The 26,067-nt window shown below is 70.7% G+C and carries 25 protein-coding genes; 14 read left to right on the top strand and 11 right to left on the bottom strand.

The window, feature by feature from the left end:
* Nucleotides 1-33: 33 nt before the first annotated feature.
* The 3 genes from FL583_RS03875 to mca form a co-directional block, all read right to left on the bottom strand.
* Nucleotides 34-2,382 carry a putative bifunctional diguanylate cyclase/phosphodiesterase gene (locus FL583_RS03875; protein WP_170323469.1) on the bottom strand — a complete coding sequence of 783 codons (2,349 nt, stop codon included), beginning with the start codon at nt 2,380-2,382 and terminating at the stop codon, nt 34-36.
* A 1,425-nt stretch (nt 2,383-3,807) separates the two neighbouring features.
* Nucleotides 3,808-4,104 (bottom strand): hypothetical protein, encoded by a 297-nt coding sequence (locus tag FL583_RS03870; protein ID WP_142703050.1) that lies wholly within the window; start codon nt 4,102-4,104, stop codon nt 3,808-3,810.
* Nucleotides 4,101-4,985 (bottom strand): mycothiol conjugate amidase Mca, encoded by an 885-nt coding sequence (mca, locus tag FL583_RS03865; RefSeq protein WP_142703049.1) that lies wholly within the window; start codon nt 4,983-4,985, stop codon nt 4,101-4,103. The genes FL583_RS03870 and mca overlap by 4 nt, the downstream gene beginning before the upstream one ends.
* Nucleotides 4,986-5,086: 101 nt before the next feature.
* On the opposite strand from mca, the gene FL583_RS03860 reads away from it, so the two are divergent.
* The 3 genes from FL583_RS03860 to greA all read left to right on the top strand — a co-directional run bounded on the left by FL583_RS03860 (nt 5,087) and on the right by greA (nt 7,621).
* Nucleotides 5,087-5,488, top strand: a complete 402-nt coding sequence (locus FL583_RS03860) for a DUF4307 domain-containing protein (RefSeq protein WP_142703048.1) — start codon at nt 5,087-5,089, stop codon at nt 5,486-5,488.
* A gap of 206 nt (nt 5,489-5,694) precedes the next feature.
* On the top strand, nt 5,695-6,762 hold the full coding sequence (locus FL583_RS03855) for a hypothetical protein (protein ID WP_142703047.1): 1,068 nt from the start codon (nt 5,695-5,697) through the stop codon (nt 6,760-6,762).
* A gap of 358 nt (nt 6,763-7,120) precedes the next feature.
* Entirely contained in the window at nt 7,121-7,621 is a 501-nt protein-coding gene (gene greA, locus FL583_RS03850; RefSeq protein ID WP_142703046.1) for a transcription elongation factor GreA, read from the top strand.
* Nucleotides 7,622-7,624: 3 nt separating this feature from the next.
* Here greA and ilvA read toward each other — a convergent pair whose 3' ends face one another.
* Nucleotides 7,625-8,827, bottom strand: a complete 1,203-nt coding sequence (gene ilvA / locus FL583_RS03845; protein WP_142703045.1) for a threonine ammonia-lyase — start codon at nt 8,825-8,827, stop codon at nt 7,625-7,627.
* Nucleotides 8,828-9,076: 249 nt separating this feature from the next.
* Here ilvA and FL583_RS03840 point away from each other — a divergent pair, with 249 nt between their 5' ends.
* From FL583_RS03840 to FL583_RS03830, 3 genes are read left to right on the top strand one after another with little or no spacing between them, the layout of a single operon-like run.
* Nucleotides 9,077-9,991, top strand: coding sequence for an anti-sigma factor RsbA family regulatory protein (locus FL583_RS03840; RefSeq protein ID WP_142703044.1), 915 nt, complete (start codon nt 9,077-9,079; stop codon nt 9,989-9,991).
* Nucleotides 9,992-10,031: 40 nt separating this feature from the next.
* Complete coding sequence (locus FL583_RS03835) at nt 10,032-11,486, top strand: sigma 54-interacting transcriptional regulator (RefSeq protein ID WP_142703043.1); 1,455 nt, start codon at nt 10,032-10,034, stop codon at nt 11,484-11,486.
* Nucleotides 11,487-11,498: 12 nt separating this feature from the next.
* Nucleotides 11,499-13,502 (top strand): vWA domain-containing protein, encoded by a 2,004-nt coding sequence (locus FL583_RS03830; RefSeq protein WP_142703042.1) that lies wholly within the window; start codon nt 11,499-11,501, stop codon nt 13,500-13,502.
* Between the two features lie 3 nt (nt 13,503-13,505).
* Here the strand turns inward: FL583_RS03830 and FL583_RS03825 are convergent, their stop codons facing one another.
* On the bottom strand, nt 13,506-14,081 hold the full coding sequence (locus FL583_RS03825; protein WP_142703041.1) for a hypothetical protein: 576 nt from the start codon (nt 14,079-14,081) through the stop codon (nt 13,506-13,508).
* A gap of 132 nt (nt 14,082-14,213) precedes the next feature.
* On the opposite strand from FL583_RS03825, the gene FL583_RS03820 reads away from it, so the two are divergent.
* Both FL583_RS03820 and FL583_RS03815 read left to right on the top strand, forming a co-directional pair.
* Nucleotides 14,214-16,127, top strand: a complete 1,914-nt coding sequence (locus FL583_RS03820; RefSeq protein WP_142703040.1) for a sensor histidine kinase — start codon at nt 14,214-14,216, stop codon at nt 16,125-16,127.
* 16 nt (nt 16,128-16,143) lie between these two features.
* On the top strand, nt 16,144-16,791 hold the full coding sequence (locus FL583_RS03815) for a response regulator (RefSeq protein ID WP_142703039.1): 648 nt from the start codon (nt 16,144-16,146) through the stop codon (nt 16,789-16,791).
* Here FL583_RS03815 and FL583_RS03810 read toward each other — a convergent pair.
* From FL583_RS03810 to FL583_RS41400, 3 genes are read right to left on the bottom strand one after another with little or no spacing between them, the layout of a single operon-like run.
* On the bottom strand, nt 16,768-17,649 hold the full coding sequence (locus FL583_RS03810) for a hypothetical protein (protein WP_142703038.1): 882 nt from the start codon (nt 17,647-17,649) through the stop codon (nt 16,768-16,770). The genes FL583_RS03815 and FL583_RS03810 overlap by 24 nt on opposite strands.
* Complete coding sequence (locus FL583_RS41405; protein WP_142703037.1) at nt 17,646-17,915, bottom strand: PadR family transcriptional regulator; 270 nt, start codon at nt 17,913-17,915, stop codon at nt 17,646-17,648. Before FL583_RS41405 ends, FL583_RS03810 begins: the two co-directional genes overlap by 4 nt.
* Nucleotides 17,879-18,403: a hypothetical protein gene (locus tag FL583_RS41400; RefSeq protein ID WP_142703036.1), complete on the bottom strand. Its 525-nt coding sequence runs from the start codon at nt 18,401-18,403 to the stop codon at nt 17,879-17,881. Before FL583_RS41400 ends, FL583_RS41405 begins: the two co-directional genes overlap by 37 nt.
* Before the next feature lie 126 nt (nt 18,404-18,529).
* Here FL583_RS41400 and FL583_RS03795 point away from each other — a divergent pair, with 126 nt between their 5' ends.
* Nucleotides 18,530-19,093: a DUF2269 family protein gene (locus FL583_RS03795; RefSeq protein WP_142703035.1), complete on the top strand. Its 564-nt coding sequence runs from the start codon at nt 18,530-18,532 to the stop codon at nt 19,091-19,093.
* Here the strand turns inward: FL583_RS03795 and FL583_RS03790 are convergent.
* Genes FL583_RS03790 through yczE form a run of 3 tightly spaced genes read right to left on the bottom strand, consistent with a single transcriptional unit; the run spans nt 19,086 to nt 22,233 of the window.
* Nucleotides 19,086-20,444, bottom strand: a complete 1,359-nt coding sequence (locus FL583_RS03790) for an amidase (RefSeq protein ID WP_142703034.1) — start codon at nt 20,442-20,444, stop codon at nt 19,086-19,088. The two genes, FL583_RS03795 and FL583_RS03790, sit on opposite strands and share 8 nt — an antisense overlap.
* Nucleotides 20,441-21,577, bottom strand: a complete 1,137-nt coding sequence (locus FL583_RS03785; RefSeq protein ID WP_142703033.1) for a cystathionine gamma-synthase — start codon at nt 21,575-21,577, stop codon at nt 20,441-20,443. Before FL583_RS03785 ends, FL583_RS03790 begins: the two co-directional genes overlap by 4 nt.
* Nucleotides 21,578-21,588: 11 nt before the next feature.
* A complete protein-coding gene (yczE, locus tag FL583_RS03780) occupies nt 21,589-22,233 on the bottom strand; it encodes a membrane protein YczE (RefSeq protein WP_142703032.1) in 645 nt (214 codons plus the stop codon).
* A gap of 60 nt (nt 22,234-22,293) precedes the next feature.
* Here yczE and yczR point away from each other — a divergent pair, with 60 nt between their 5' ends.
* The 5 genes from yczR to FL583_RS03750 all read left to right on the top strand — a co-directional run bounded on the left by yczR (nt 22,294) and on the right by FL583_RS03750 (nt 26,063).
* Nucleotides 22,294-23,703, top strand: a complete 1,410-nt coding sequence (gene yczR / locus FL583_RS03775; RefSeq protein WP_205751814.1) for a MocR-like transcription factor YczR — start codon at nt 22,294-22,296, stop codon at nt 23,701-23,703.
* Between the two features lie 98 nt (nt 23,704-23,801).
* Nucleotides 23,802-24,497 carry a peptide-methionine (S)-S-oxide reductase MsrA gene (msrA, locus tag FL583_RS03770; RefSeq protein WP_142703031.1) on the top strand — a complete coding sequence of 232 codons (696 nt, stop codon included), beginning with the start codon at nt 23,802-23,804 and terminating at the stop codon, nt 24,495-24,497.
* Between the two features lie 169 nt (nt 24,498-24,666).
* Nucleotides 24,667-24,876: a hypothetical protein gene (locus FL583_RS03765; protein ID WP_142703030.1), complete on the top strand. Its 210-nt coding sequence runs from the start codon at nt 24,667-24,669 to the stop codon at nt 24,874-24,876.
* Nucleotides 24,873-25,211, top strand: a complete 339-nt coding sequence (locus tag FL583_RS03760; protein WP_205751813.1) for a type II toxin-antitoxin system VapC family toxin — start codon at nt 24,873-24,875, stop codon at nt 25,209-25,211. The genes FL583_RS03765 and FL583_RS03760 overlap by 4 nt, the downstream gene beginning before the upstream one ends.
* Before the next feature lie 327 nt (nt 25,212-25,538).
* Complete coding sequence (locus FL583_RS03750; protein WP_142703029.1) at nt 25,539-26,063, top strand: hypothetical protein; 525 nt, start codon at nt 25,539-25,541, stop codon at nt 26,061-26,063.
* Nucleotides 26,064-26,067: the final 4 nt, after the last annotated feature.

Raw genomic sequence — 26,067 nt, 5'->3', positions numbered from 1 at the left:
AGCCGGAAGGTCTGCCCGGACCGGCGACAACCGTTACTGCGGAGGCCCGTCGGGGCCACCGCGGGCGGCCAGGACGGTCTTGGCGTCGTCCGGGTCGAGCGGCGGGTAGAAGTAGAAGCCCTGAGCACCGTGGCAGCCCAGTTTCACCAGCTCAGCGCGTTGCTGCGCGGTCTCGACGCCCTCCGCGATCGCCCGCAGGCCGAGCGTCTGGGCCAGCCCGACCGTCATCCGGACGACGGCCTCGGCCTGCCGGGAGCTGCCCATCGCGATGACGAACTGGCGGTCGATCTTGATCTCGTCGACCGTGACCCGCGCGACCGACTGGAGCGACGAGAACCCGGTGCCGAAGTCGTCGAGCGAGAGCCGGACGCCCAGCTCGCGCAGCGCGGTGAGCACCTCGTCGACGATCTCGAGCTCGCTCATCATCGCGGTCTCGGTGATCTCGAGCACGAGCCGGTCGGGCGGGACGTCGAACTCGGCCAGCAGCCGGCCGACCTCCTCGGGCAGCTCGCGGTCGAGCAGCGAGCGGGCGGAGAGGTTGACCGCGACCGGAGCGTCGATGCCGTCGTCGAGCCAGGTCCGGTAGGTGCCGAGCGCGAGCTCGAACACCCGCCGGGTGAGCGGCGCGATCAGGTCGGTGTGCTCGAGGTCGGGGATGAACGAGGCCGGGCTCAGCAGCCCGCGGCGGGGATGCTTCCAGCGGACCAGCACCTCGGCGCCGAGCGGAGCCCCACCCACGAGGTCGACGCTCGGCTGCAGCTGGATGACGATCTGGTCGTCGGCGGCCAGCGCGGCCTGCATCTCCGACGCCAGCGCCAGCCGGTCGACGCTGGCCGTGTCGCGCTCGGCGTCGAACTCGACCAGCTCGACCCCGCGCGCCTTGGCCCGGTACATCGCCGAGTCGGCCCGGCGGAGCAGCTCGACCATGTCGCAGCTGCCGGTCTCGGCCGCGACGACGCCCGCGCTGGCCTCGACCGAGAGCTCGACGCCGTCGACGACCAGCGGGCCACCCAGCGCTCCGAGCAGCGTGCGGGCCCGGTCGCGGGCGTGCCCCGAGGCGCCCTTCAGGTCGGCCTGACCAGGCATGAGGAGCGCGAACTCGTCGCCGCCGAGGCGGGCCAGCGTCTCCCCCGGCGTCACCCGGGCGCGCAGCCGGTCGGCGACCACCCGGAGCAGGTCGTCGCCGGCCTCGTGCCCGAGCGTGTCGTTGACCTGGCGGAAGTGGTCGAGGTCGAGCAGCATCAGCGCGACCGTGCCGTGGCCGCTGGTCAGCACCGCGTTGCCCTCGGCCATCAGGCAGGGCCGGTTGGCCAGGCCGGTCAGCGAGTCCTGAGTGGCCAGGTCGTGCAGTTGCTGGTGCACATAGGCGTTCTGCATGGTGCCGGCCAGCGCGGAGCCCAATGTCGACAGCGCCAGCTGCTCGCGCTCCGGGAGGCGGACCTGTGACCGGAAGCAGAGGCGGAGCTCGCCGAACGAGGGGCCGGAGCCGTTCACCAGCGAGACCGGATAGGCGGTCTGCTCCGGACGGTAGATGCCCGGCTTGCCCTGCCAGATCTTGCCGGCGGCGTCACCGCGGGTGAGCACCGCGTCGCCGTTGGCCCGTTTCCATTCGACTTCGACGACGTCCGCGGAGAACAACTTCGCCGATTCCAGGATCGCGGTCCGCAACACTGCGTCGATGTCGAGGTGACCCATCTCCCGGGTCGCCACGGTCAGTCGCTGCCACATGCGACGTTCGATCCGCGTCCGAACCCGGCCGGCGAATCCCTCGATCAGCAACCAGAGAACGGGCGGCAGCACGACGAGGAGGTAGGGCGCGTATCGCGCGACCGCGAGAATCATCGCGCCGATCGCGAAATTCATCACGAGGCCCAGCGCCCGGGTGCCGACGCCCTCGAACAGAACGGTGCGGAATGTGTCGCCCCGGGAGAACGCGACCGCGGCCGCGCACGCCAACTCGCTCACGAGGGCCGAAATCGTGGCCATCACCGCGAGCGCCAGGGCGCCGCGCCAGCTGATCGGATCGGGCTGGGCTCCGGCGATCGCCACCATGACCAGTGCGGCGATGCTGACGCCGACGATCGTGGTGGCCACGTTGAACCAGGCCTTGACCGGGTCGAACCGTTTCCAGGCCATCGCGACGGCGGTGCCGAGCGCGGCCGTGAGCACGGTCCAGGCCGGAGAGATCAGTACCAGGCCGACGATGAGGACGGCCTCACCCCAGTCGACCAGGATGCCGCTGCCGCCGATGTAGCGGCGCACGATCCACAGCCGGCTGATCGCGACCATGACGGTCACCAGCGGGATGGCCCACCAGTCTTCACCCGGCGGCCGGAGCGTCAGAGCGACGCCGGCGATACAGACCGCCGCCAATACGGTCATACCTGTAATCAAGGCGCGAAGACGACTGGGAAGCGACAGTCGCTGGGCGCCGATAACCGCGTCCACGCTGCCTCCCTCGGTGCCGACAACGCGACCGATACGGCCACGCATCGACGATCCTCTCCGACGGAGGGCGGGTGCGTCACGGGTTACGAGGCGATAAGTGAGTGAGCTTTAACGACTCACGTCCGAACGGCGGCCAGAACCGCCATTTCCGGAGCCGTGAATGACGAGCTGACTACGCTGCGCTATCTGACAGGGCGGCCGCTTCGCCGCGGACGTGGCGATCAGTGCCGAGCCGGAGACATTCGTTCCGGGTGGGCACGATCGGCCCTCGGGTGGGCAGTTCAGCCCCAGGTTGCACCGCGCATCGCGCAACTCCCTTCCTGCTGCAATTCCCAACGGGCCATCGATGTCATCCCCAGGTCGCGCCACGCATGCCGAATCCCTCCATTCCCAGAAGTCACGAATTGCTACTAAGCCACAAACGGTGCACTCAGCCCCACGTCGCGCCACGCATCTCGGGCACCTCCTCCGGCGATTTGAAGTACTCGGAAACTGTCGGTTCGGTTCAGCCCCACGTCGCGCCGCGCATCTGGCCACCTCCTGTCGATCTCGCCACCCCAGTACCGGCTCGGCCGGCCTCAGCCCCACGTCGCTCCACGCATGTCCACACCTCCGCTCGCCTGCTGTTCTGTACAGATCGGGTCAACTCAGCCCCAAGTCGCGCCACGCATCGCCAACCACCTCCTGCCCCTCTCGTCCCGCGATTCACAGCGTTCACTCAAGTCGATTTCAGCCCCACGTCGCGCCGCGCATGGTCACCACCTCTCGTCGCGGATCTGCCGATCCGTACACGCTCGGTCACTCAGCAGGGATAGCCGTTGTCGGTCCGGATCACCCATCCGAACGCGTAAGAACGTAAGTAGAAATATCCGGGCGCAAATTCGGTCCGCGTTCTGCGATTCGTTTCCTACGCTTGAACGTTGAATCACTTCCGGATTGCCGTTCCGGATAGGAACAACGCCGACAGTAGTATCGCTATCGCGGACGGTGAAGTCGCATCAATGGTCACCGATCAATGTGCGATCGCCCGCTGGTCGAGAATGGAGTCGAACGGTAAAGAGGTCGACTCTACGGCCTGTGATCTATTGATATGCGAAGCGTTACCGTTCCGCCTTCTGTAGAAGAACGACAACAACGATTGGTACGAGAATCGAATGGAGCGATCCGCGCGGAAGCGACGTTACTCTCCGTGCCGAGAGAAGGGAAGTCGGGGCCCTTTCTCGTAAGCCGCAGATAAGGAATGGCCACGTGAACCGACCACTACGCGCGGTTACTGAATCCGCGAAAGCTCGGACACGAAAAGAGCCGCCCACCTTTCGGTGGACGGCTCCCCGGCCGGGTCTGGACCCGGCCGTCGGTTCAGCGGTCGTTCTGGCCGGCGTCGTCGGCGGACTTCACCGGGCCGTCGTCGGTAGCCCCGGGCTTCGCGGTCGCGACCGACTCGGCCGTCGTGGCCCCGGCCTCGGCCGATCGGTGGCCGTGCTCCGCCGGCTGGGCCGGGAACTCGGCCGGGAGGCGCTTGATGCGGGCGGTCATGTTGCGCCAGAGCAACACGGTCACGATCGCCAGCACCGCGATGACCGCGAGCGCGAGCGGACCCGCCGACGCGCCCTCTCGGGTGTCGCCGAAGTTGTTCACCGCTTCGATGACCGTCATGGGGTCTTCACCGCCTCCTGTACGCCTGCGAACAAATCATCCTCCGGAAGATCGCTCGCCACCGCGGACCGGGCCAGCTCGTAATCCTCGGTCGGCCAGACCTTCTCCTGGATCTCCAGCGGAACGCCGAACCAGCGTCCGTTGGGATCCACCTGGGTGGCGTGCGCCCGCAGCGCATCGTCCCGCAGACCGAAATACTCGCCGCACGCGACCCGCGTGGTGATCCGGTCACCCGGATCCGGACGGTCGTCCGGCCAGTTGTCCAGCCACTCCTGATACGGCGACTCCAGCCCAGCCTCTTTCATCGCCGCGTCCAGCGCGAGGACCCGGGCCTTCGAGAAACTCATGTGGTAGTAGAGCTTCAGCGGCTGCCAGGGCTCGCCCAGCTCGACGTAGCGCTCGGGGTCACCGGCGGCCTCGTACGCCTCGACCGAGACGTTGTGGCACATGATGTGGTCGGGATGCGGGTAGCCGCCCTTCTCGTCGTACGTGAGGATCACGTGCGGACGGAACTCCCGGACCAGCTTCACCAGCGGCGCCGCGGCCACCTCGAGCGGTTGCAGCGCGAAGCACCCCTCGGGCAGCGGCGGCAGCGGGTCGCCCTCGGGCAGCCCCGAGTCGACGAACCCCAGCCAGGCCTGGTCGACGCCGAGGATCTCGCGGGCGTGACGCATCTCCTCCCGGCGCAGGTCGCTCAGGTTGGCCCAGACGTCGGGCCGGTCCATCTGCGGGTTGAGAACCGAGCCCCGCTCGCCGCCCGTGCAGGTCGCCACGAGCACCGAGACGCCTTCCCGGACGTACCGGACCATCGTCGCGGCGCCCTTGCTGGACTCGTCGTCCGGATGGGCGTGCACGGCCATTAGACGCAAGCGCTCCGACACGCGCCGGGCCTCCCTCACCTCGGTACTGCTACTACTGAAAGTGTCCCTGACGGCCGGGGACGCCATGACAGTGGCTCGCCGACCCCACTACCGGAGCACCCGTGACCGCACCTGTATTTCCGCCCGGCCGGTACGGACGACGCCGAGCCGTGCGTGCCTACCCGCGCTGGCTGGTTCCGGCGCTGATCGCGGTGGTGGTCGTGGTGGGCCTGGGCATCGCCGGGAGGCTCTACTCGACCTACGGCGATGACGGCGTCGACGCCCGGGTGCTGCGGTACTCGGTCGCGTCCGACCGGGAGGTCCGGATCGAGCTCGAGGTCTCCGGCCGGCGCGAGACGCCGCTCAAGTGCGAGGTCCGGTCCCGGGCGGCCGACGGCACCGAGGTCGGGCGGGCCGAGGTGACGATCCCGTCCGGCGAGTCGGTCATCACCCGCACGGTGACCGTCACCACGACCCAGCGCGCGGTGAGCGGCGAATCCGCGGGCTGTTCCGCGGCCGGGTGAACCGATCGGACCGTCCGGCCGTGACTCCGTGAGGGAGGGGAGCAGTGTGCCCGGAGGGCGATCCCTTCCTCCGAACGTCGGAGCATGAGGTCGGATAGCGGGGTCGCATCCGGACAGGAGCCTCGCCGCGGCTGATTTCCCGGGGTTACCTGGCGAGGGCGGAACACCGGGTTCCGCGCGTTGACACCGCCAGGAGTCGCTCCCCCATGGCCGCTCGGCACGACCCCTCCACCCCCCGTCGCGGGGGCGGTTCGGCGCGCCGCTCGCGTCATTCGGTCGCGCAGACCGACCCGCTCTACTGGGCCCGGGCCCGCGCCGCCGAGCAGGATCCCGACGACGCGGTCACCGAGGAATTCCCTCCGGTCGAGGTCGACCCGCCGACCGCGGTGTGGTCCGGACGCCTCCCGCTGCCGTCCTGGTCGCCGGAACTGCGGGCGATCGAGAAGGGCCCGCTCGACAGCACGACCGACTCGCTGCCGGTCGTCCGCGACGACGACGCCACGACCGTCGACCTGCCGGCGATCCGGGACTCGACCGAGACCGTCGACCACCGGGACCGCCCGCTCGCACTGGTCCCCCGATCCGACAACCTGCCGGCCCTCCGACGCGGTGAACGCTCGACGATCGCCCGGCGCGGCTACACCGGCCGGCACCGACCGCCGGAGCCGGCCGCCTCCCCCACCCGGCTCGGGCTCTCCACCGCCGGGATGACGCTCGCGGTCGGCGTCCTCGGCGTCACGCTGGCCATGCTGCACGCGCAGCCGGACAGCACGTCCGACCGCAGCGTGCCGCCGCTCTCGGCGGTGTCGCCGAGCGCCACGATCGGCCCGGACGGCCAGCCGGTCGACGATCCGCCGACGACCCCCGGCCCGGGGCGCCGCACCGACGTCGAGCGCCCGGCCGCCACGCCCACCGCGGGCGCGCCCGCCGCCCCGACCCGCACGCCCGGCGTCGTCCGGCCGCCGGCCGCCGGCGCGCCCGACACGAACGACGACGAAGACCCCGACGAAATCGGCCCGGGCAACGTCGACAACAACCCGCGCCCCGGGCGGCCGACCCGTCCGACGCGACCGACCCGGCCCACCCGGCCGGCCGGCCAGGCCCCCCGCCCGCCCACGCCCTGCGCGGCCACCAACCTGCTGGCCGACGACGCCGGCGGCGTCGCGTCGGCCACCACCCAGGCCGATCCGACCGCCGAGCCGGAAGAGCCGGACGAGACCGGCACCGACGAGCCGGAGCAGGAGCCCAGCCCGAGTGCAACAGGGTGTTCTTGAGCGGTTACGCCCGGTTCAGGGGCGGGGAATCGGGTACCAGGGACATCCGGCGGGCACTTCCCGACGCGCCAGTCGTTGAATCGAGTGGCAGCGGGATGTCATCCTGAACGAACCCGTACGTGAGGAGCAGTCGGAGAGTGGTGAGAAAGAAGACCGGCGATCACGCCAGGCAGCGACTGAAAATGTCGTTGTTCCTGGCGGCGATGAGCGCGGTCTGTCTACCGGTCGACTAGTTCGGCTGCGTAACCACCCGACTGCACTGGGCTTTCCCGAGCCAGGCCCGCAGAACCCGTGCCGGGCTATCCTGTGAGTTTCTGTTTCATCCCCCCACCTATCCATTGACCCCCGAGGAGCACCCGTGTCTACGACCGATGAGGCGCGCGCGACCTGGCTCACCCAGGAGGCGTTCGACCGGCTGAAGGCCGAGCTCGAGGAGCTCAAAGACAACCGCCCGGTGATCGCGGCGGAGATCAACGCGCGGCGCGAAGAGGGCGACCTGCGCGAGAACGGCGGCTACCACGCCGCCAAGGAGGAGCAGGGCAAGCAGGAGGGCCGGATCCGGCAGCTCGAAGACCTGCTCCGCAGTGCGCGTGTCGGCGAGGCGCCCACCACGGCGACCGTCGTCGCGCCCGGCACGGTGATCACCGTGCACTTCGACGACGACCCGGACGACGCCGAGACGTTCCTGCTCGGCTCCCGCGAGATCAAGTCGACGACCGACCTCACCGTGTACTCCCCCGAGTCCGCGCTCGGGGCCGCGATCCTCGACCACAAGCCCGGCGACAAGGTGTCGTACGAGGCGCCGAACGGCCGCACGGTCAACGTCACGATCGCGAACCTCGAGCCGTTCGCGGGCTGAGCCTCACTCGACCGAGTAACCGGCGGCCCGGAGCGCGCTCTTCGCGCGATGCGAATGGTCCGGGCCGTCGGTCTCGACGGTCAGCGACACCTCGACGTCCCCCATCCGCAGCGCCGCGTCGTGGCGCACATGGGCGATGTCGAGGACGTTGGCCCGCTCCCGGGCCAGCACGCCGAGCAGACCGGCGAGCATGCCCGGGCGGTCCTCGAACCGGACGGTGAGGTCGAGGTAGCGCCCGGCCGACGCCATGCCGTGCTCGATCACCCGGAGCAGCAGCAACGGGTCGATGTTGCCGCCGGAGAGCACGACCACCACCGGGGGTTCGAACGCCGTCGGGTCGGCCAGCACCGCGGCCAGCGCGGCGGCTCCGGCCGGTTCGACGACCATCTTCGCCCGCTCCAGGCAGAAGAGCAGGGCCCGCGAGATCTGCTCCTCGCTGACCGTCCGCACCTCGTCGACCTGGGCCTGGATGTGCGCGAGCGGGAGGTCGCCGGGGCGGCCGACCGCGATGCCGTCGGCCATCGTCCGCAGGTCGGCCAGCGAGACCGGGTGGCCGGCGGCCAGCGAGAGCGGCACCGCCGCCGCCCCGGCGGCCTGCACCGCGACCAGCCGGGCCGACGGACGCTCGGCGGCGAGCACGGTCGCGACCCCGGCCACCAGCCCACCGCCACCGGCCGCGACGACCACCGTGCCGACGTCCGGGCACTGCTCCAGGATCTCCAGCCCGACCGTGCCCTGCCCGGCAACGACGTCGGGGTGATCGAACGGGTGGATGTAGACGGCGTTGCGCGCCTCCGAGAACGCGACCGCGGCGGCCATCGCCTCGCTCAGGTCGTTGCCGACCAGCTCGACCGTGGCCCCGTAGCCCCGGGTGGCTGCCACCTTGGGCAGCGACGCCCCGACCGGCATGAACACGGTGGCGTGGGTCCCGACCAGACGGGCGGCGAGCGCGACGCCCTGCGCGTGGTTGCCCGCGCTCGCGGCGACGACCCCGTTGGCCCGCTCGGCCGGGGTGAGCCGCACCAGGCGCAGGTAGGCCCCGCGGGGCTTGAACGAGCCCGCGTACTGCAGGTTCTCGCACTTCAGGAACGCCGGGCCACCGACCAGCCCGGAGAGCGGCCGGCACTCCTCGAGCGGCGTCTTCCGCACCACTCCGGCCAGGACTTTCTGCGCCGACAACACGTCCTCGAGCGATACCAGCGGCATGCCCTGATCGTGCCAGCAACGACACCCGTGCTGCGATCGCGGGCGAACGGTGGTTACCCTGGCCCGCGCCAGGTGTGGTTGAGAATTCGGTACGCGGGTAGTGCCGGTGCATCTGGGAAACGACGGGCGGGAGAAGACTGTGCGGTCAGCGGGAGAAGCCGTTCCGCCGGTTCACGTGCCCATGACCCCCTCGGGCCGGCCTTGACTGCGACCCAGATCGACGGCGGTCCCCACCCTGGCGCAGGTCCGATGCTCGGCCACTCCGCTCTCGTCTACTCCTCCCCGGACGAGTTCCTGACCTGCGCGACGGACTACGTCCGCCAGGGTCTCGTCGCCGGTGACTCGGTCGTGTTGGCGACCGCACAGGCGCCCGGCATCCTCACCGCGCTGGGCCCGCTGGCCGAGCGCGTCGAGGTCGTCGACGAGCAGAGCTGGCACCGCATCCCGGCCTGGACGATCGGCGCCTACGCCCGCCGGGCCGAGCGCGCCGCCCGGGGCGGTCACCGGCTCCGGGCGCTGGTGGAGCTGCGCTGGGAGAACGCGGCCGTCACGGGCGACTGGGAACGCTACGAGTCCGTGCTCAACTCGGCGCTGGCCGCGCTGTCGGTGGATCTGTGCTGCGCCTACGACACGCGCACGGTCCCGGCCGACGTCCTGGCCGCGGCCCGGCACACGCACCCCTCGACGCGGAACGCGGCCGGTCTGCAGGACTCCACCGCGTACATGACCACCGGCGACTTCCTGGCCGCGAACCCGCACCCCGACCGCCTGCCGGTGCCGGCCTGGGCGGCGACGATCGAGTTCGGCGCGGCCGAGATCCCGGCCGTGCGCAAGACCGCGCTGGCCTGGGCGCTCGACGCGGGCATGGTCGAGGACGAGGCGCACGAGTTCCTGATCGCGATCTACGAGATCGCCAGCAACGCGGTCGAGCACGGGGGCGGGCGGGGCGTCGGGCGCTTCTGGGCCGATGGCGACCTGCTGTTCTGCGAGGTCCGCAGCGCGCTGCCGATCGTCGACCCGTTGATCGCCGGGTACCGCCCGCCGGGCACGGCCCAGGAGCGGGGACGGGGCCTGTGGCTCGCCCGGCAGATCTGCGAGCGGGTGACGATCCACAACAATGGTGGCGCGACGGTGCAATTGGTTCGCTCGGTCTCGTCGGCCTGATCGTCTCGCCACCCAACGGATTCCGACGTAGCGTCGGACTGTGACGCGTGATGCCTCGGCGGCCGAGGCGGAAGCCCGGCCCGAACCCACCACTCTCGGCGCCCTTCGGGACGCCGGGACCCCGTACCGCGGCGTGAAGGCCGAGATCCGGCACAACCTGCTGGCCCGCCTGCGCGCCGGCGAACCTTCTGTTCCCGGAATCCTCGGATTCGACGAAACGGTCCTTCCCGAACTCGAGCGTGCGCTGCTGGCCGGCCACGACCTGGTGCTGCTCGGCGAGCGCGGCCAGGGCAAGACGCGCCTGATCCGGGCGCTGGTCTCGCTGCTCGACGAATGGACTCCGGTGATCGCCGGGTCCGAACTCAACGACCACCCGTTCGCGCCGATCAGCGTGTACGGACAGAACCTCGTCGCCGAGCTGGGCGACGCGACCCCGGTCGAGTGGTTGCACCGCTCGTTCCGGTTCGGCGAGAAGCTCGCCACCCCCGACACCTCCGTCGGCGACCTGATCGGCGACGTCGACCCGATCAAGGTCGCCGAGGGCCGGACGCTCGGCGATCCGGAGACCATCCACTACGGACTCATCCCCCGCACCAACCGCGGCATCATCGCGGTGAACGAGCTCCCCGACCTGGCCGAACGCATCCAGGTCGCGCTGCTCAACGTGCTCGAGGAGCGCGACATCCAGGTCCGCGGCTACACGCTACGGCTGCCACTCGACCTCCTCGTGGTGGCCAGCGCCAACCCGGAGGACTACACCAACCGCGGTCGCATCATCACCCCGCTGAAGGACCGCTTCGGCGCGGAGATCCGCACCCACTACCCGCTCGACCTGGCCGGCGAACTGGCCGTCATCGAGCAGGAAGCGCTGGTCAGCTGGCCGGACGAGCCCCTGGGCGAGCCGGTCGTGCCCGAGCACCTGCGTGAGATCGTCGGCCGATTCACCCGCGAGGTCCGTGAGGCCCCGCAGGTCGATCAGCGGTCGGGCGTCTCGGCCCGGTTCGCGATCGCAGCGCTCGAGACCGTGGCCGCCTCGGCCGTGCGACGGGCCGCGAAGACCGGCGAGACGCCGGTGGCCCGGGTGTGCGACCTGCCGTCGGTGGTCCCGGCCAGCCGCGGGAAGGTCGAGTTCGCCGACCTCTCCGGTGACCTGGAAGACGGCCGCGAGATCGAGGTCCTCGACCACCTGCTCCGCCGGGCCGTGGCCCGCACGTTCCGCCGGTACCTGGCGGGCGTGGACCTCTCCGGTCTGCAGGCCAAGTTCGAGGGCGGCAGCACGGTGATGGCTGGCGAGAACGTCGCCGCGGCCGACCTGCTGCACCAGCTGGGGACCGTCCCCGGCCTGGCCCAGATCCTGGAGCGGCTCGGGGTGCCGGACGGCGCCGAGTCCCCCGGTCAGGCCGCCGCCGCGATCGAGTTCGCGATGGAGGGCCTGCACCTCAACCGCCGGTTGGCCAAGGACGTCGCCGAAGGTCAGACCCTGTATGGCTCCTGACGGGGGCAACTCATGAGCGCTGAACCGTTGGAACCCACCAACCCCCGTCGTCGGCCCGGCTACCGCTACGGTCGCTGGGCCGGCGGCGCCGACCCGTTGGCGCCTCCGTTCGACGTCCGCGAAGCCTTGGACGGGATCGGCGACGACATCCTCGCCGGTTCCACTCCGACCGACGCTCTGCGTCGGTTGCTGCAACGCGGCCGGGACGGCCTGCAGGGCCTCGACGACCTGCGACGGCAGCTGCGCCGCCGTCGCGAGCAGCTGCGCCGCTCCGGGCGCCTGGACGGCACCCTGGAGCAGGTCCGGGAGCTGCTCGACCAGGCCCTCGAGGCCGAGAAGCGTGCGTTGTTCGCTGATCCGGGCGACATGGCTCGCTTCGAAGAAGCCGAGTTGGACGCTCTGCCGAGCGAAACGGCGAGTGCGGTCCGCGCGCTGGCTGATCGGCAGTGGAAGTCGCCCGAGGCCGCGCAGAAGTACCAGGAGATCCAGGACCTCCTGCGCCGGGAGGTACTGGATTCGCAGTTCGCCGGCATGAAGAACGCGCTGCAGAACGCGTCCCCGGAGGACATGGCGCGGGTCCGGGACATGATGGCGGACCTGAACGAACTGCTCTCCAAGCACGCACGCGGGGAAGCGGGCCAACAGGACCTCGACCAGTTCCTCGACAAGCACGGCGAGTTCTTCCCGGACCGGCCGAACAGCATCGACGAGCTGATCGACCAGCTGGCCCGGCGAGCCGCCGCGGCCCAGCGGATGATGGACGGCCTCACCGCCGATCAGCGGGCCGAACTCGGCGACCTGATGGACCAGATGCTGGGCGGCGACATCGGGCTCTCGGCCGAGATGGAGCGGCTCAACCAGCAGCTGCGCGCGGCCCGGCCCGACCTGCGGTGGGGCGGCGACCCCCGGATGCAGGGCCAGGAGGGCATGGGCATGGGCGACGCCACCAGTGCGGTCGCCGAGCTCTCGGACGTCGAATCGTTGGACCGTCAGCTCGGGCAGCAGTACGCCGGGGCCGGGCTCGACGACGTCGACGAAGAGCTGGTGCAGCGGGCCCTGGGGCGGGAAGCCGTCGACGACCTGAACAACCTCCGCCGGATCGAACGCGAGCTGTCCCGCCAGGGGTGGCTGCAGAACCGGAACGGTCAGCTGGAGCTGGCGCCGAAGGCGCTGCGCCGGCTGGGCGCGACGGCGCTGAAGCGGGTGTTCGCACAGTTGCACGACGGTCCGCGGGGTGACCACGACATTCCGGACGCGGGAGCGGCGGGTGAGCTGACGGGTTCTAGCCGTGCGTGGCAGTTCGGGGACACCCAACCGCTGGACGTGGTCCGGACGGTGCGGAACGCGGTGTTGCGGACCGGGCCGTCGTCTACCGGCGTCCGGCTCACCGTGGACGACTTCGAGGTCGTGGAGACCGAGCGACGGTCGCGGGCCGCGGTCGCGCTGCTGGTCGACCTGTCGTACTCGATGGAGCTGAACGGCACCTGGGGTTCGGCGAAGTCGACCGCGCTGGCGCTGCACCACCTGGTGACGACCCGGTACCCGCAGGACTCGATCGAGCTGATCGGGTTCAGCCAGTACGCCCGCACGCTGCGCCCGGCCGAACTGGCCGGACTGGACTTCGACCCGGTTCAGGGCACGAACCTGCAGCACGCGCTGATGCTGGCCCGCCGGCATCTGTCCCGGCACAGCGACGCCGAGCCGATCCTGCTGGTGGTGACCGACGGCGAACCGACCGCGCACCTGGAGCGGGACGGCGAGGCCGTGTTCATGTGGCCGCCGATGCCCGAGACGCTCGCGCTGACGCTGGCCGAGGTCGACCGGGCGACCCGGGCCGGGGTCGCGATCAACGTGTTCATGCTGGGCGAGGACCCGCGGTTGATCGAGTTCATGACCGAGGTGGCCCGGCGGAACGGGGGCCGGATCTTCACGTCCGACGCCGAGAATCTCGGCGAGTACGTGGTGAGCGACTTCTTGAAGCGCCGGACGGCGATAGCGAGCGGCCGGCGTCGCTGAATCTCATCGAGGCGGCCGTCGTGCACTTACGACGGCCGCCTCCCGGTTCGGTCCGGCCTCGGCCGGCGTGAACCGCCTCACGGCGACGGCCGCCACCAGGGCCCAGAGCACGTCCCATCCGGCGATCGTCCAGACCGCGGCCGGCGCGGGCGGCCCGCCGGTACCAATGAGCACCGGCGTCATGACGACAAACACGTAGAGGCCCAGGATCAGCGGCCACACCGTCCGGTCCGGGCCGCGGACCAGCACGGACCCGGCGACGATCAGCCCCACCCCGGTCAGCATCGGGCCGATACCGAACAGCACGTCGCCCAGCCCCGGGCTACCGGGGTAGACGACCTCGGCGATCGCGAGCAGGGCCTGCCCGACGACGGCCGCGGCGAGACCGCCCCGGGCCACCCGGTTGGCCACGGTCAGCCCGAGCGCGAGGGCGGCCAACAGTTCGCCGACGTGGATGACCGCCTGCACGAGCCAGCCCAGCGAGGGCTCCCACTGCGTGCTGGCGACGATCGCGGCGTAGAGGGCACCGGCGGCGGTGATCAGCAGGGCGGCCACCGCGGTGGCACGTGGTCGGGTCATGGCTGGCTCCTTCGTTGTGGTCTCGTCCACGTTGCCGCTGCTCAGTGGCGTCGGGCATCCGCGCGGCCACGCGCTCGGAGGCAGGTGCTGGCACGGTTGCCCGGCAGCGGGTGGCGCTGTCACGATCCCGGCATGCGAAGAATCGGCGCCACGGTGTGCTTCGTGCTCACCTGCGCGCTGGCCGCGGCTTCGATCCCGATTTCGGTGGGTCGGGAACCGATCTACGACGCCGTCCTGTATCCGGTGAACGCGGTGGCGCTGGGCCTGTCCGGCGCTCTGATCCTGACCCACCGGCGGGCGCAGCCCATCGGCTGGCTGCTGACCGTGATGGGCCTCGACGCAGCGTTCGTCGAGTTCACCGAGGGGTACGGGTACCACCCGGCGTGGGCCGCCGCGGCCACCGCCGAGTGGCTGACCAACTGGACGAATTACTTCGGTATCGGCGGCACGGCGATCGTGGTGCTGTTGTTTCCGCACGTCAGCCGGATTCGGCGCTTCGCTGTCGGCGTCGCGTCCGTCGCCGTGGTCCTGCTGATGGTCGGGGCGGCGTTCGGGCACGCGTCCGATCCGGCTTTCGGGTCCGGGGTCAATCCGTACGCGGTCGACGGGCTGGAGCCGGTGTATCTGGCCGGGCAGGTGTTGTTCCTGGCGTGTCTGCTCGCGGCGATCGGGTCGGTGATCGTCCGGTTCCGCCGGTCGAGCGGCGTCGAGCATCAGCAGCTGAAGTGGGTCGCGTACGCGCTCTTCCTGCTCGCGCTGGCCGCGGTGCCGGCCATTTTCTGGTTCAACGACAGCGCGCTGGTGCAGATCGCGATCGCGCTCGTGGTTCCGCTGCTTCCGGCCGCGATCTGCGTCGCGATCCTGCGTTACCGGCTCTACGACATCGACCTGATCATCAACCGCACGCTCGTCTACGGCGTGCTGACCGTGCTGCTGACCGCGGCCTACCTGGGGACCGTGCTCGTCGTCGGCGCCGTCGTCGGCCGCGGCTCGTCGTGGGCGACCGCCGGTGCGACCCTGGCGGTCGCGGTCACGTTCCGGCCGCTGCGGGCCCGCGTCCAGGACCTGGTCGATCGCCGTTTCCGGCGCGCCCGCTTCGAGGCCCTGGCCCGGGTAGACGCGTTCGTGGACGCTCTGCGAGCGGGCGAGGCGGACCCGGAGGATCTGGAGGAGCTACTCCGGGACGTCCTGGCGCAGCCGGGGTTGGAGGTGCGGTACCTGCCGCCCGGGGCCGGTTACGTGGCCGGAGAGAACGAGCTCCTGGTGGAACGGGCCGGCGTGCCGCTGGCGATCGTCGGCGGACCGCAGGGCCGCGGGCCGGAGGGGCGCGAGCCGGAGGGTCGCGGGACGGGGGGCGGGTCTCGGTTGCGGGAGGAGGTCGTGGCTCGGGCGGGGTTGGCGATCGAGATCGCCCGGCTCCGGGCCGAGGTGAGGCGTCAACTCGCGGAGGTCGAGGCGTCGCGCGCCCGGATCGTCGCGGCCGGGTACGAGGAGCGGCGCCGGCTGGAACGCGACCTGCACGACGGCGCCCAGCAACGCCTCGTCAGCATCGGCCTGACGCTCCGGAACGCCCAGTTCGAGCTCGGCGGCAACCCGGCCATCGACGCGGCCGTCGAACAACTCGGCGTCGCCATCGCCGAGCTGCGCGAACTGGCGAACGGCATCCGTCCGGCGTATCTCGACGACGGTCTCGACGTCGCCCTGCGCGAGCTCGCCGAGCGCACCCCGCTCCGCGTCGACGTGCACGTCGGAGCCGAGCGCTACCCCTCCGACGTCGAGTCGACCGCGTACTTCGTCGCCTGCGAAGCCCTGGCGAACACCGTCAAACACGCGGGCGCGACCGGCGTCGCGGTCCGGGCCGAACGCCGGGACGGCCACCTCGTGCTGACCGTCCGCGACGACGGAGCCGGAGGCGCGCGCCCGGCCGAGGGAACCGGGTTGCGTGGTCTCGCCGATCGGATAGCGGCCCAGGGAGGCCGGATGCGCGTCGAGAGCGAGCCGTCGGCCGGCACGACGGTGGTAGCGGAGCTGCCGTGCGCGTCGTGATCGCGGAGGAGTGGCCGTGCGCGTCGTGATCGCGGAGGACCAGGTGTTGCTGAGGGAGGGTCTGGTTCGGCTGTTCGAAGCCCGGGGCCATCACGTCGTCGCGGCTCTGAGCGACGCCCGACCGCTCCTGCCGACCGTTGGCGAAGAGCACCCCGACCTCGTCGTGATCGACGTCCGGATGCCACCGACGTTCACCGACGAGGGGACGCGCGCCGCCCGCGACCTGAAGCAGGCCCACCCCGAGGTCGGGGTCCTCGTCCTCTCCCAGCACATCGACACGACCCACGCCGCGAGCCTGGTCAGCCTGGGCGGGTTCGGCTATCTCCTGAAGGATCGCGTCCTCGACGTGGAGGACTTCCTGGCCGCCGCCCAGCGCATAGCCGACGGCGGGTCGGCGCTGGACCCGCACGTCGTCGGAGCCCTGCTGGCGGCCCGCTCCCGGGAAGACCCGCTGTCGGCGCTGTCCGACCGGGAGCGGGAGGTGCTGGAACTGATGGCCGAGGGCCTCAACAACCCGGCGATCGCCCGGCGCCTGGTCGTCAGCGAACGCACGGTCGAGGGTCACGTCCGCCACGTGCTCCTGAAACTGGGCCTGTCCGAGTCCGACGACGGCCACCGCCGGGTACTCGCGGTACTCGCCCTACTCCGCTCCCCGAGCCGCTGAATCACCACCACGACCGCCGAGGACGGCCCGATACCCGCCCGCGGCGCAGGCGCCCGCGAGCACCCCCACCGAAACCACCGTCAGCCCGATGCTGACCGTCGCCCGTTCGTACCAGAACGGCACGTCCCACGGCCGACCTCTCCCCAGCGCAACCATCACCCCGATCACCGGATCCACCGCCAACAGCGCCAGCGGGGTCAACAACACCAGCGGCACCCACCGCACGAACCGGCCCGGACGGCTCGGCACGGCCAGCGCCACGACGCCGAGCGCGGCCATCGGTGCGAGCGCCAGGCCCGACGGAATGGCCGGATCCGTCAAGAGCACGGACCTGCCCCAATTCTCGACCGCGGCCTGCGCGTACATGCTCCAGTCACCGACCGCCAGCCACGCCACCGGCTTCGCGACGACCGTCAGCAGGAGGCCGAGGACGAGCAGCCGGCGGCACCACCGGCCCGACCCGGCGGCGAAGAGCACCGCGGCGGCCAGCCAGGCCAGCCAGACGTACGCGGACGACGACCGGAACGGGGCGAACGGGTCACTGCCCTCGTAGGTCGCCCGCATCGGCGCGAGCTCGATCACCACCAGCCACGAGACGGCCAGCATCGCTCCGGCCGCGAGCGCCAGCACGGCGGCGATCGCGGCGCCGCCCGGCAGGCCGGACGACCCCCGCGCCCGCAGGTGCTGCCGGACGCCACCGCCCAGCACGTCGGCGACATCGCGCAGATCCGGCCACCGCCGGTCGGGGTCGGCAGTGTCCAGATAGGTGGCGACCAGTTCGTCGCCTCGCGACGACCGGTACGCCGACGGATAGGCCCGGAGCAACCGCCGGTATCGACGTTCCAGATCCCCGGTCACGCCAGACCACCGGCGACCCGCCCGGACGCCCTCAACCGATCGGTCGCGGCCTTCACGTTGCGCCGCATGCGTTCGGTCTCGGCCCCGAGCACGTCCAGGCCCTGGTCGGTGAGCCGGTAGTAACGCCGGAGCCGTCCGTCGACGACTTCCTCGTGATCGTGGGCCACCAGACCGTCGTCGGTCAGCCGGTCGAGCGCGCCGTAGAGCGTTCCCGGCCGCAGCGTGATGCCTACAACGTCAAGATCTCGATGTTGCAGACGTACCAGCCGCGGTCCTGCAGCGTCTGCAGGCGCATCGGGAACGGTCGGTTCTCCCGTTTCTTCGTCCCCTTCTCCAGGGTGACGAGCGTGACGTCGACGTCGAGCGAGACCTCGTCCCGGCTCACCGGCGTCTGTTTGGTGACGCGCCAGGTGATGCCGTCGAGCGTCTGGCCGTACTGCACCAGCCCGCTGTTGAACTCACGCAGGATCGCGCCGGCCTGGCTCCTCTTGGCCTCGCACAGCGAGCCCTCGAACTCGTTGATGCTGTTCTCGCCCATGCTGCGCAGCATCTGGTCGGCGGCGGCCCGCGGGGTGGGCGGCCCCTCCGTGCCGGTGCGGTAGAAGAACACGACCGTGACCGCGCAGACGACCAGCGCGGCCACGACCGCGAACCCGCTGTAGAGCGCGACCCGGCGACGACGTCTTCGCAGCCGCCGTTCCTGGCTCCGGCTCGGACGGCTCGTCAGCTCGGGCGGCGGCGGTGCGGCACGCATCGATCGCCCCTCCGGGGTCGTGAGTGAACGGCGCTCACAGTAATACCGGCGAGTACCTTCCGTCGGGAGAATTCACCGGGCCCGCCACACGCTTTACGACTACCGGACGTGGGTACGGTGTCGGCCATGACGAAGTTCGTGTTGACGCTGCACGTGATCGCCGCGGTCTTCCTGATCGGGCCGATGGTCATCGCCCCGATGATGGGCATGCGGGCGATTCGTCGGCACGATGCCCGGGGCGTCCACGAGGCCGCCCGTACGACCACGCTGTACACGCTGCTGTCGCTGATCGTCGCCGCGCTCGGCTTCATCCTCACCGCGGTCGGCAGCGACAAGTGGTCCTACGGCGACACCTGGATCGTCATCTCGACCACGCTCTACGTCATCGCGCTGCTGCTCGGCATCGCGGTCGTCGCTCCCGGTCTGACCGCTGCGGCCCGGCTGCTGGACGCCAGCACCTCGGTGCCCGCGACCCCGCTCACCGCGCCCACGCTCCCGGACGTCACCGACCCGACGAACCCGGCCACCCCGGAGCCGCTCGAGCCGGCCGGTACCGACACCGCGACGATCGACGTCGAGGCGCGCCGGAAGCTCGACGCGACCTACGGCCGGGTCGCGGCCTCCAGCGGCATCGTCGCCCTGCTCCTGCTGATCATCGTCATCTTCATGGTGACCCGCCCGTTCAGTTAGGGCTGAGCTCCGGATGGCGCGGCCACGGCAGCGCCTCCGCCAGCTGCGCGGCTACGCCGAGCAGCAACCCTTCGCTGCCGGGTGGCCCGACCAGCTGCACCGACCCCGGAAGACCATCACTACGGACGCCGGCCGGCACGGCGAGCGCGGGTAGTCCGGCCAGATTCCACAGCCCCGGGAAGGGCGCGAGCCGGCTCGAGAGCTGCGCGTTCGCCCACCACGACTTCGTCGACCAGGCCAGCGCGTCCAGCGGTGCGCGCGCCAGCACCGGCGTGACCAGCACGTCGACGTCCTCGAAGAACGCAACGGCGCGCTGACGCCACCGGTCGCGGGCGTTCTCGTCGACGAGTCCGGCCCGTAGGGCCTTCCGGCCCACCGCGACGTGCGTGCGCGTGCGCGCCTGGAGCTTCGTCTCGTCGAGGTTCGCGGGGACGTCGGACGCGGCGGCGCCGGTCCAGTAGGCGCCGGCGAGCGTCTGCAACGTGACCGGGATCCGGGGACCCCGGCCCACCGTGTCGTGCCCGGCCACGGCGAGCGCGCGTCCGACCCGGTGCAGCGCCCGCACGGTCTCGGCGTCGGGCTGGGCGAACACGACCGGGCTGCGTGACGAGACCGCGATCGTCAGCTTCTCCGGGCGCTGCACGGTGATCGGCCGGTCGGCCATCGCGCCGAGCCCGAGTGCCACGTCGTCGATCGTCGTGCCCAGCACGCCGTGTTCGGACAGGCCGAGCCAGCCCTCGCCGTCGACGTGCGGGGTGACCCCCGGACCCGGCTTGAGGCCGAGCAGCCCGCAGCACGCGGCCGGGATGCGGATCGATCCCATGCCGTCGCTGCCGTGGGCCAGCGGCACCATCCGGGCCGACACCGCCGCGGCCGCACCGCCGGACGAGCCGCCCGCGCTGTAGCGGGTGTCCCACGGGGTGCGGGCGATGCCCTCGGGGTCGTCGCTGGTCGGGAAGATGCACAGTTCGGGCACCCGGGTGAGCCCGACGACGACCGCCCCGGCCGCGCGCCAGCGCGCGACCAGCGGGTGGTCTTCGCGCGCCGGTTCGCGGGAGGTGGCGAGCGATCCGTCGGCCCGGACTTCTCCGGTGACGTCCACATGGTCCTTGATCGCGACCGGGACCCCGGCCAGCGGGCCCTTGTCCGCGCGCCGGTCGACCTCGTCGGCCTCGGCGAGCGCCTCCGCCGCGCGGACGCGGCGGAAGGCGCCGTAGGTCGGGTCGACGCGGTCGATGTGGGCGAGGTGCTGTTCGACGACCTCCCGGGCCGTGGTGCGGCCCTCGCGGACGGCCGCGGCGATCTCGACGGCGGTCGAGCCGACGCCGGGCCCGGCGGACGAGTCGGTCATCCCAGGGCCTGGAGCAGGTCACCGATCAGGTCGTCGACGTTCTCGATGCCGACCGAGAGGCGGATCAGGTCCTCCGGGACCTCGAGCGGCGAGCCGGCCACGCTCTGGTGGGTCATCTGGCCCGGGTGCTCGATCAGCGACTCGACCCCACCGAGCGACTCGGCCAGCGTGAAGATCTGCGTCTTGGCGACGACGGCCAGCGCATGCTCGAGCCCACCACCGAGCTGGAGCGCGATCATGCCGCCGAAGCGGCGCATCTGCTTGGCCGCGGTCTCGTGGCCGGGGTGCTCGGGCAGGCCCGGGTAGCGCACGGTGGTGACCGCCCGGTGGCTGGTGAGGACCTCGACGATGCGCTCGGCGTTCGTGCAGTGCTGCTCCATGCGGACGGCGAGCGTCTTGATGCCCCGGAGGGTGAGCCAGGAGTCGAACGGTCCGGCGACCGCGCCGACCGCGTTCTGGTGGTACTTCACCTTCTCGGCCAGCTCCTGATCGTTGACGATCAAGGCCCCGCCGACGACGTCCGAGTGGCCGCCGAGGTACTTCGTGGTCGAGTGGACGACCGCGTCCGCGCCGAGCGTCAGCGGCTGCTGCAGGTACGGCGAGGCGAACGTGTTGTCGACGACGAGCAGCGCGCCCGCGTCGTGGGCGATACCGGCCAGCGCGGCGATGTCGGCGATGCCGAGCAGCGGGTTCGTCGGCGTCTCGCACCAGACGACCGCCGTTTCCGGGCGGATCGCCGCGCGGACGGCGTCCGGATCGCTGAGGTCGGCGCTCGTGTGGCTGATGCCCCAGTTCGACAGCACACCCGCGATCAGGCGGTAGCTGCCGCCGTAGGCGTCGTTCGGCAGCACGACGTGCGCGCCGGGCCGGGCGACGCTGCGCAGCAGCGTGTCTTCCGCCGCCAGACCGGACGCGAACGCGAACGCGTGCGAACCGCCCTCGAGAGCCGCGAGGCATTCCTCCAGCGCCGTGCGGGTCGGGTTGCCGCTCCGCGCGTACTCGTAGCCGCCGCGCAGGCCGCCGACCCCGTCCTGCTTGAACGTCGACGACAGGTGCAGCGGAGGGACGACGGCTCCGGTCGTCGGGTCGGGTTCCTGCCCGGCGTGGATCGCGAGCGTCTCGAAAGCGGTCATGGTTGGAGAGCCTAGGCCGCCGCGGGTAACCCGCCGTCATCGGCCGTCCTGGTGGTTTCCGGGTTGGACGATACGGTGAGTAACGGAAGCGTCACGTGTACGACCGGGCCGATGAACAGCGCGTAGGCGATCGTGCCGATGCCGACGCTGCCGCCGAGCAGGAAGCCGATCGCCAGCACGGTCAGCTCGATGCCGGTGCGGATCAGCCGGATGGAGCCGCCGGTCTTGGCGACCAGACCGGTCATCAGCCCGTCGCGTGGCCCGGGGCCGAGACCGGCGCCGATGTAGCAGCCTCCGGCGACGCCGTTCAGGAGGATTCCGGCGACCAGGAACGTCCAGCGGCCGGGCGTCCACGTCATCGTCGGGAGCAACCAGAGGGAGGCGTCGACCGCCACGCCGATCACCACGACGTTGCTGATCGTGCCCAAGCCCGGGCGCTGCCGCAGCGGGATCCAGAGCAGCAGTACCGCGGCGCCGACGACGATCGTCACCGTGCCGAAGCTCCACGGGACGTGCTCGGCGATGCCCTGGTGGAAGGCGTCCCAGGGGTCCAGGCCGAGGTTGGCGCGGATCATCAGGGCCATCGAGAAGCCGTAGAGGGCCAGTCCGACATACAGCTGGACGAGCCGGCGGAGCCGGTGATCGGGCGGAAGCATGGCCCTACGTTCTCCCGGATTGGCCTTCTATCCAATAGCCAATTCGGGGATAGTGGACTGGTGCCTACCGATCGGCGGATGAATGGCCCGCACCTCGTCCGGCTGCTGGGCGACTGGCGGACGCGGTCGACGGCCTACTCGGGGCTGGCCGACCGGCTCCGTCTGCTGATTCTCGACGGGCGGGTGCCGCTGCACACCCGCATTCCCGCGGAGCGGGATCTGGCAGACGCGCTCGGGGTGTCGCGGACCACGGTCGCGGGCGCGTACGCGCAGCTGCGGTCGTCGGGGTTCCTGATCAGCAGGCAGGGCGCGGGGACGTGGACCGACCTGCCGGCCGGGGGCGTGTCCGCGGCCGGGCCGGTCGCGACGCTCGACGACGACGATCTGATCGACCTGGCCCACGCCGCACCGGCCGCGCCGGAGGAGTTCCTGCACGCCGCGGCCGAGTCCGCGGTCACTCAGCTGACCCGGTTCCTGCCGACGCACGGGTACGACCCGTTGGGGTTGCTGGTGTTGCGGGAAGCGGTGGCGGCTCGATTTTCGGCGCGGGGTGCTGTTTCCTCTCCGGACCAGGTTCTGGTGACGGGTGGCGCCCAGCACGCGTTCGCGTTGACGTTGCGGGCGCTGACCGTGCCGGGTGATCGGGTCGTGGTGGAGCACCCGACGTACCCGAACGCGTTGGAGGCGATCCGGGGCGCCGGGTGCCGTCCGGTGCCGGTGTCGTTCGGGCCGGACGGCTGGGACCTGGAGATGCTGGCGGCGACGATCCGGCAGGTGGCGCCGTCGCTGGTGTACCTGATGCCGGACTTCCAGAACCCCTCGGGCTTCGCCATGTCGGCCGACGATCGCGCCGCGGTCGTCGCGCTGGCCGCACGGGCCGGTACGACGCTGGTTTTCGACGAGACCGTGGCCGAGCTGTGGCTGGACGGCGGACCGGTGTCGCCGGTGTACTCGGACTCGGTGCTGGTCACCGGGTCGACCAAGATGTTCTGGGGCGGGCTGCGGATCGGCTGGCTGCGCGGGACGCCGGGGCTGATCCGGCGGGTGGCCTCGGCGCGGGCGTCTCTCGACCTGTCGAGCCCGATCCTGGAGCAGCTGATGGCCGCGGAACTGGTGCCGCAGACGTCGGCGGTGGCCGCGGTGCGCCGAACGGCGTTGCTCTCATCGCGGGCCGAGTTGCGGTCGCTGGTGGCGTCGCAGTTGCCGGAGTGGGGGGTGAACGAGCCGGCGGGTGGGTTGGGGTTCTGGGTGGATCTGGGCGCGCCGGTGTCGTCGGCGTTGGCCATCGCGGCGGAGCGTCACGGGGTGGCGTTGGCGGCTGGGCCTCGGTTCGGGGTGGACGGGGCTTTCGAACGGTTCGTGCGGTTGCCGTACACGCTGGATTCGTTGACGTTGTCTTCGGCAGTGGAGCGGTTGGCGGCGGCTTTCTCGGCGGTGGGACGGGAGCTACCGTTGCGGGGGGTGACGTAGCCCCCTCGGGGCCTTCGGGAACAGGAGACGGGGTCTCCGTGTTGGGCTGGACGTGGGTCGGTACGACCCGGCCCCGCTGAATCGCAGGAGGCGAAACCATGCTGTTCGGCCGCAGCAAGTCCGAGCTGATTTCCGCGGAGAACGCGCTCCCCGGCCGGGCGCAGCCGCTGCCGGTCGCCGCCCGCCATACTGTCCTCGACACCCCGCTCACCGGCCCGTGGCCGGAGGGCTACGAGACCGCCGTCTTCGGAATGGGCTGTTTCTGGGGTGCGGAGCGCATCTTCTGGCGGATTCCCGGCGTCTACTCCACCGCTGTCGGATACTCCGGCGGCTACACGCCGAACGCCACGTACGAGGAGGTCTGCTCGGGTCTGACCGGGCACACCGAGGCCGTGCTGGTCGTGTACGACCCGGCGAAGGTCTCGTACGAGACCCTGTTGAAGGCGTTCTGGGAGAACCACGACCCGACGACGCTCAACCGCCAGGGCAACGACCGCGGTACCCAGTACCGCTCGGCGATCTACACGACGACCCCCGAGCAGGCGAAGGTCGCCGAGCACAGCCGAGAGGTCTTCCAGCCGGTGGTGACGGCCGCGGGCAAGGGCGAGATCACGACGGAGATCAAGCCGCTGGGCGACTTCTTCTACGCGGAGAACTACCACCAGCAGTATCTTTCCGACGCCAAGAACCCGTACGGATACTGCAACCACGGTCCGAACGGGCTGAGCTGCCCGATCGGGATCGGGAACATGCCGGCGCAGACCGAGGTAGAGGCTCCGGGCGCTGCGCACTGACGCTCTTTGTTCGACGCGGGCGGTCCGGCATCAGCCGGGCCGCCCTCATTGAATTCTGAGCAAGTTACGTCCACGCCTAGGGGTATCAGGACGGGAAGGCTCCGTCCGCTATGTCTTCCGGGACGTGGAACTATCTCCCGGAAGAAAGCGCGAAGGTAACCTCATGGCTATGAGCGCCGAGCGCGACGAGCTTCGTCGGATCGTCGAGGAGTTGCCCGAGGAGGAAGTCGTTCCTGCTCTCGATGAGCTACGCCGCCATCTGCGCCCGGCCGGTCAGCGCCCCTGGCCACCCGCCTTCTTCGGTGCCGGAACATCGCGCCGGCCCGGCGTGGCTCGGAGGGTCGACGAGATCCTCTCGGAACGCTTCGGACGTTCGTGATCCTGTGCGATACCGGCCCGCTCGTAGCCGCCTCGCTCTCCGACGATCCTGACCACCATGCCTGCACCGAACTGTTCACCGGCATGCACCTTGCCGGTCGTCGGCTTCTCGTGCCGGCAACGGTGGTCGCCGAAGTCGGCCACCTCCTAGCGCGGGAGTCGGGACCGCAGGTCGAGGCGGTATTTCTCCGATCGATGGCGGAGGGCGACTTTCAAATCGTCGACCTCACGCCGACGGACTACGGCCGCATGGCCGGTCATCGCGCTCGCCGAGCGCTTGAAGGTCACGGAGATCGCGACGCTCGACAAACGGCACTTCACGATCGTCCGGCCTAAGCATGTCGAGGCGTTAACACTGCTGCCTTAGCCGCGGGAATCGCACGTCATCGGGTTCCATCGACCATCGCGAATATGCACCTGTTCAAGATCGCTAGCACCAGCATTACCTGTCGGACGCCAAGAACCCGTAGGGGTACTGCAACCACAGACCCAACGGGCTGTCGTGCCCGATCGGTGTCGGGGCGATGCCGGCGCAGACCGAGGTAGAGGTTCCGGGCGCGACGCACTGACGCACCGGCCGTTGACGACAGGTGGTCTGACTCTGGTCGGGCCACCTGTTTCGTTTTGTTAAGCGAGGCTGCTGTCTCGGTCGATCTGACAGGTATGGACCTGATGGAGGTCGCCGGTCGGATGCTCGGCGCGCACCCTGCGGCCGTCACCGCCGAGTATGCCGATCAGGATATCGACGGCTCATCGCACTCTGGCCGGTTCGTGCTCATGGACGCCGGCCAGGTCTGGCTCAACTCCCGAACCGATGGGTTCCAGCAGATGAGCGGGCCGGGTGGCAGCGAGACCCGGAGCGGCCGGAAGCTCATCGATCGCAGCGAGCACGGCATCCCGTTCCTCGGGATGCGGAACCCCGGGACGATGCTGGTGCCCCGGCTCGCCTACCTCTGGGCCTATTCCGCTCCCTATCGGCTCGCTGACCCGGTTCGGGTTACCGGGTCCATCGCCGAGGTGCCGCTGGTCAGTCTCGAACATCCCGGTCTCGGCGGTCGGTTGCGGGTCGATCTAGCCCACGGACACATTCTCGACTTCGCGGACATCCACGGCCACACCACCCTGACTGACGTCCGCTTCCAGGTCAGCGGTCCCGACCTCGCGCTACTCCAGCGCGTCCGAGGCTGATCGC

Source organism: Cryptosporangium phraense (genome assembly GCF_006912135.1).
Classification (GTDB): Bacteria; Actinomycetota; Actinomycetes; order Mycobacteriales; family Cryptosporangiaceae; genus Cryptosporangium; species Cryptosporangium phraense.
This window is presented reverse-complemented; position numbering and strand designations above follow the sequence as displayed.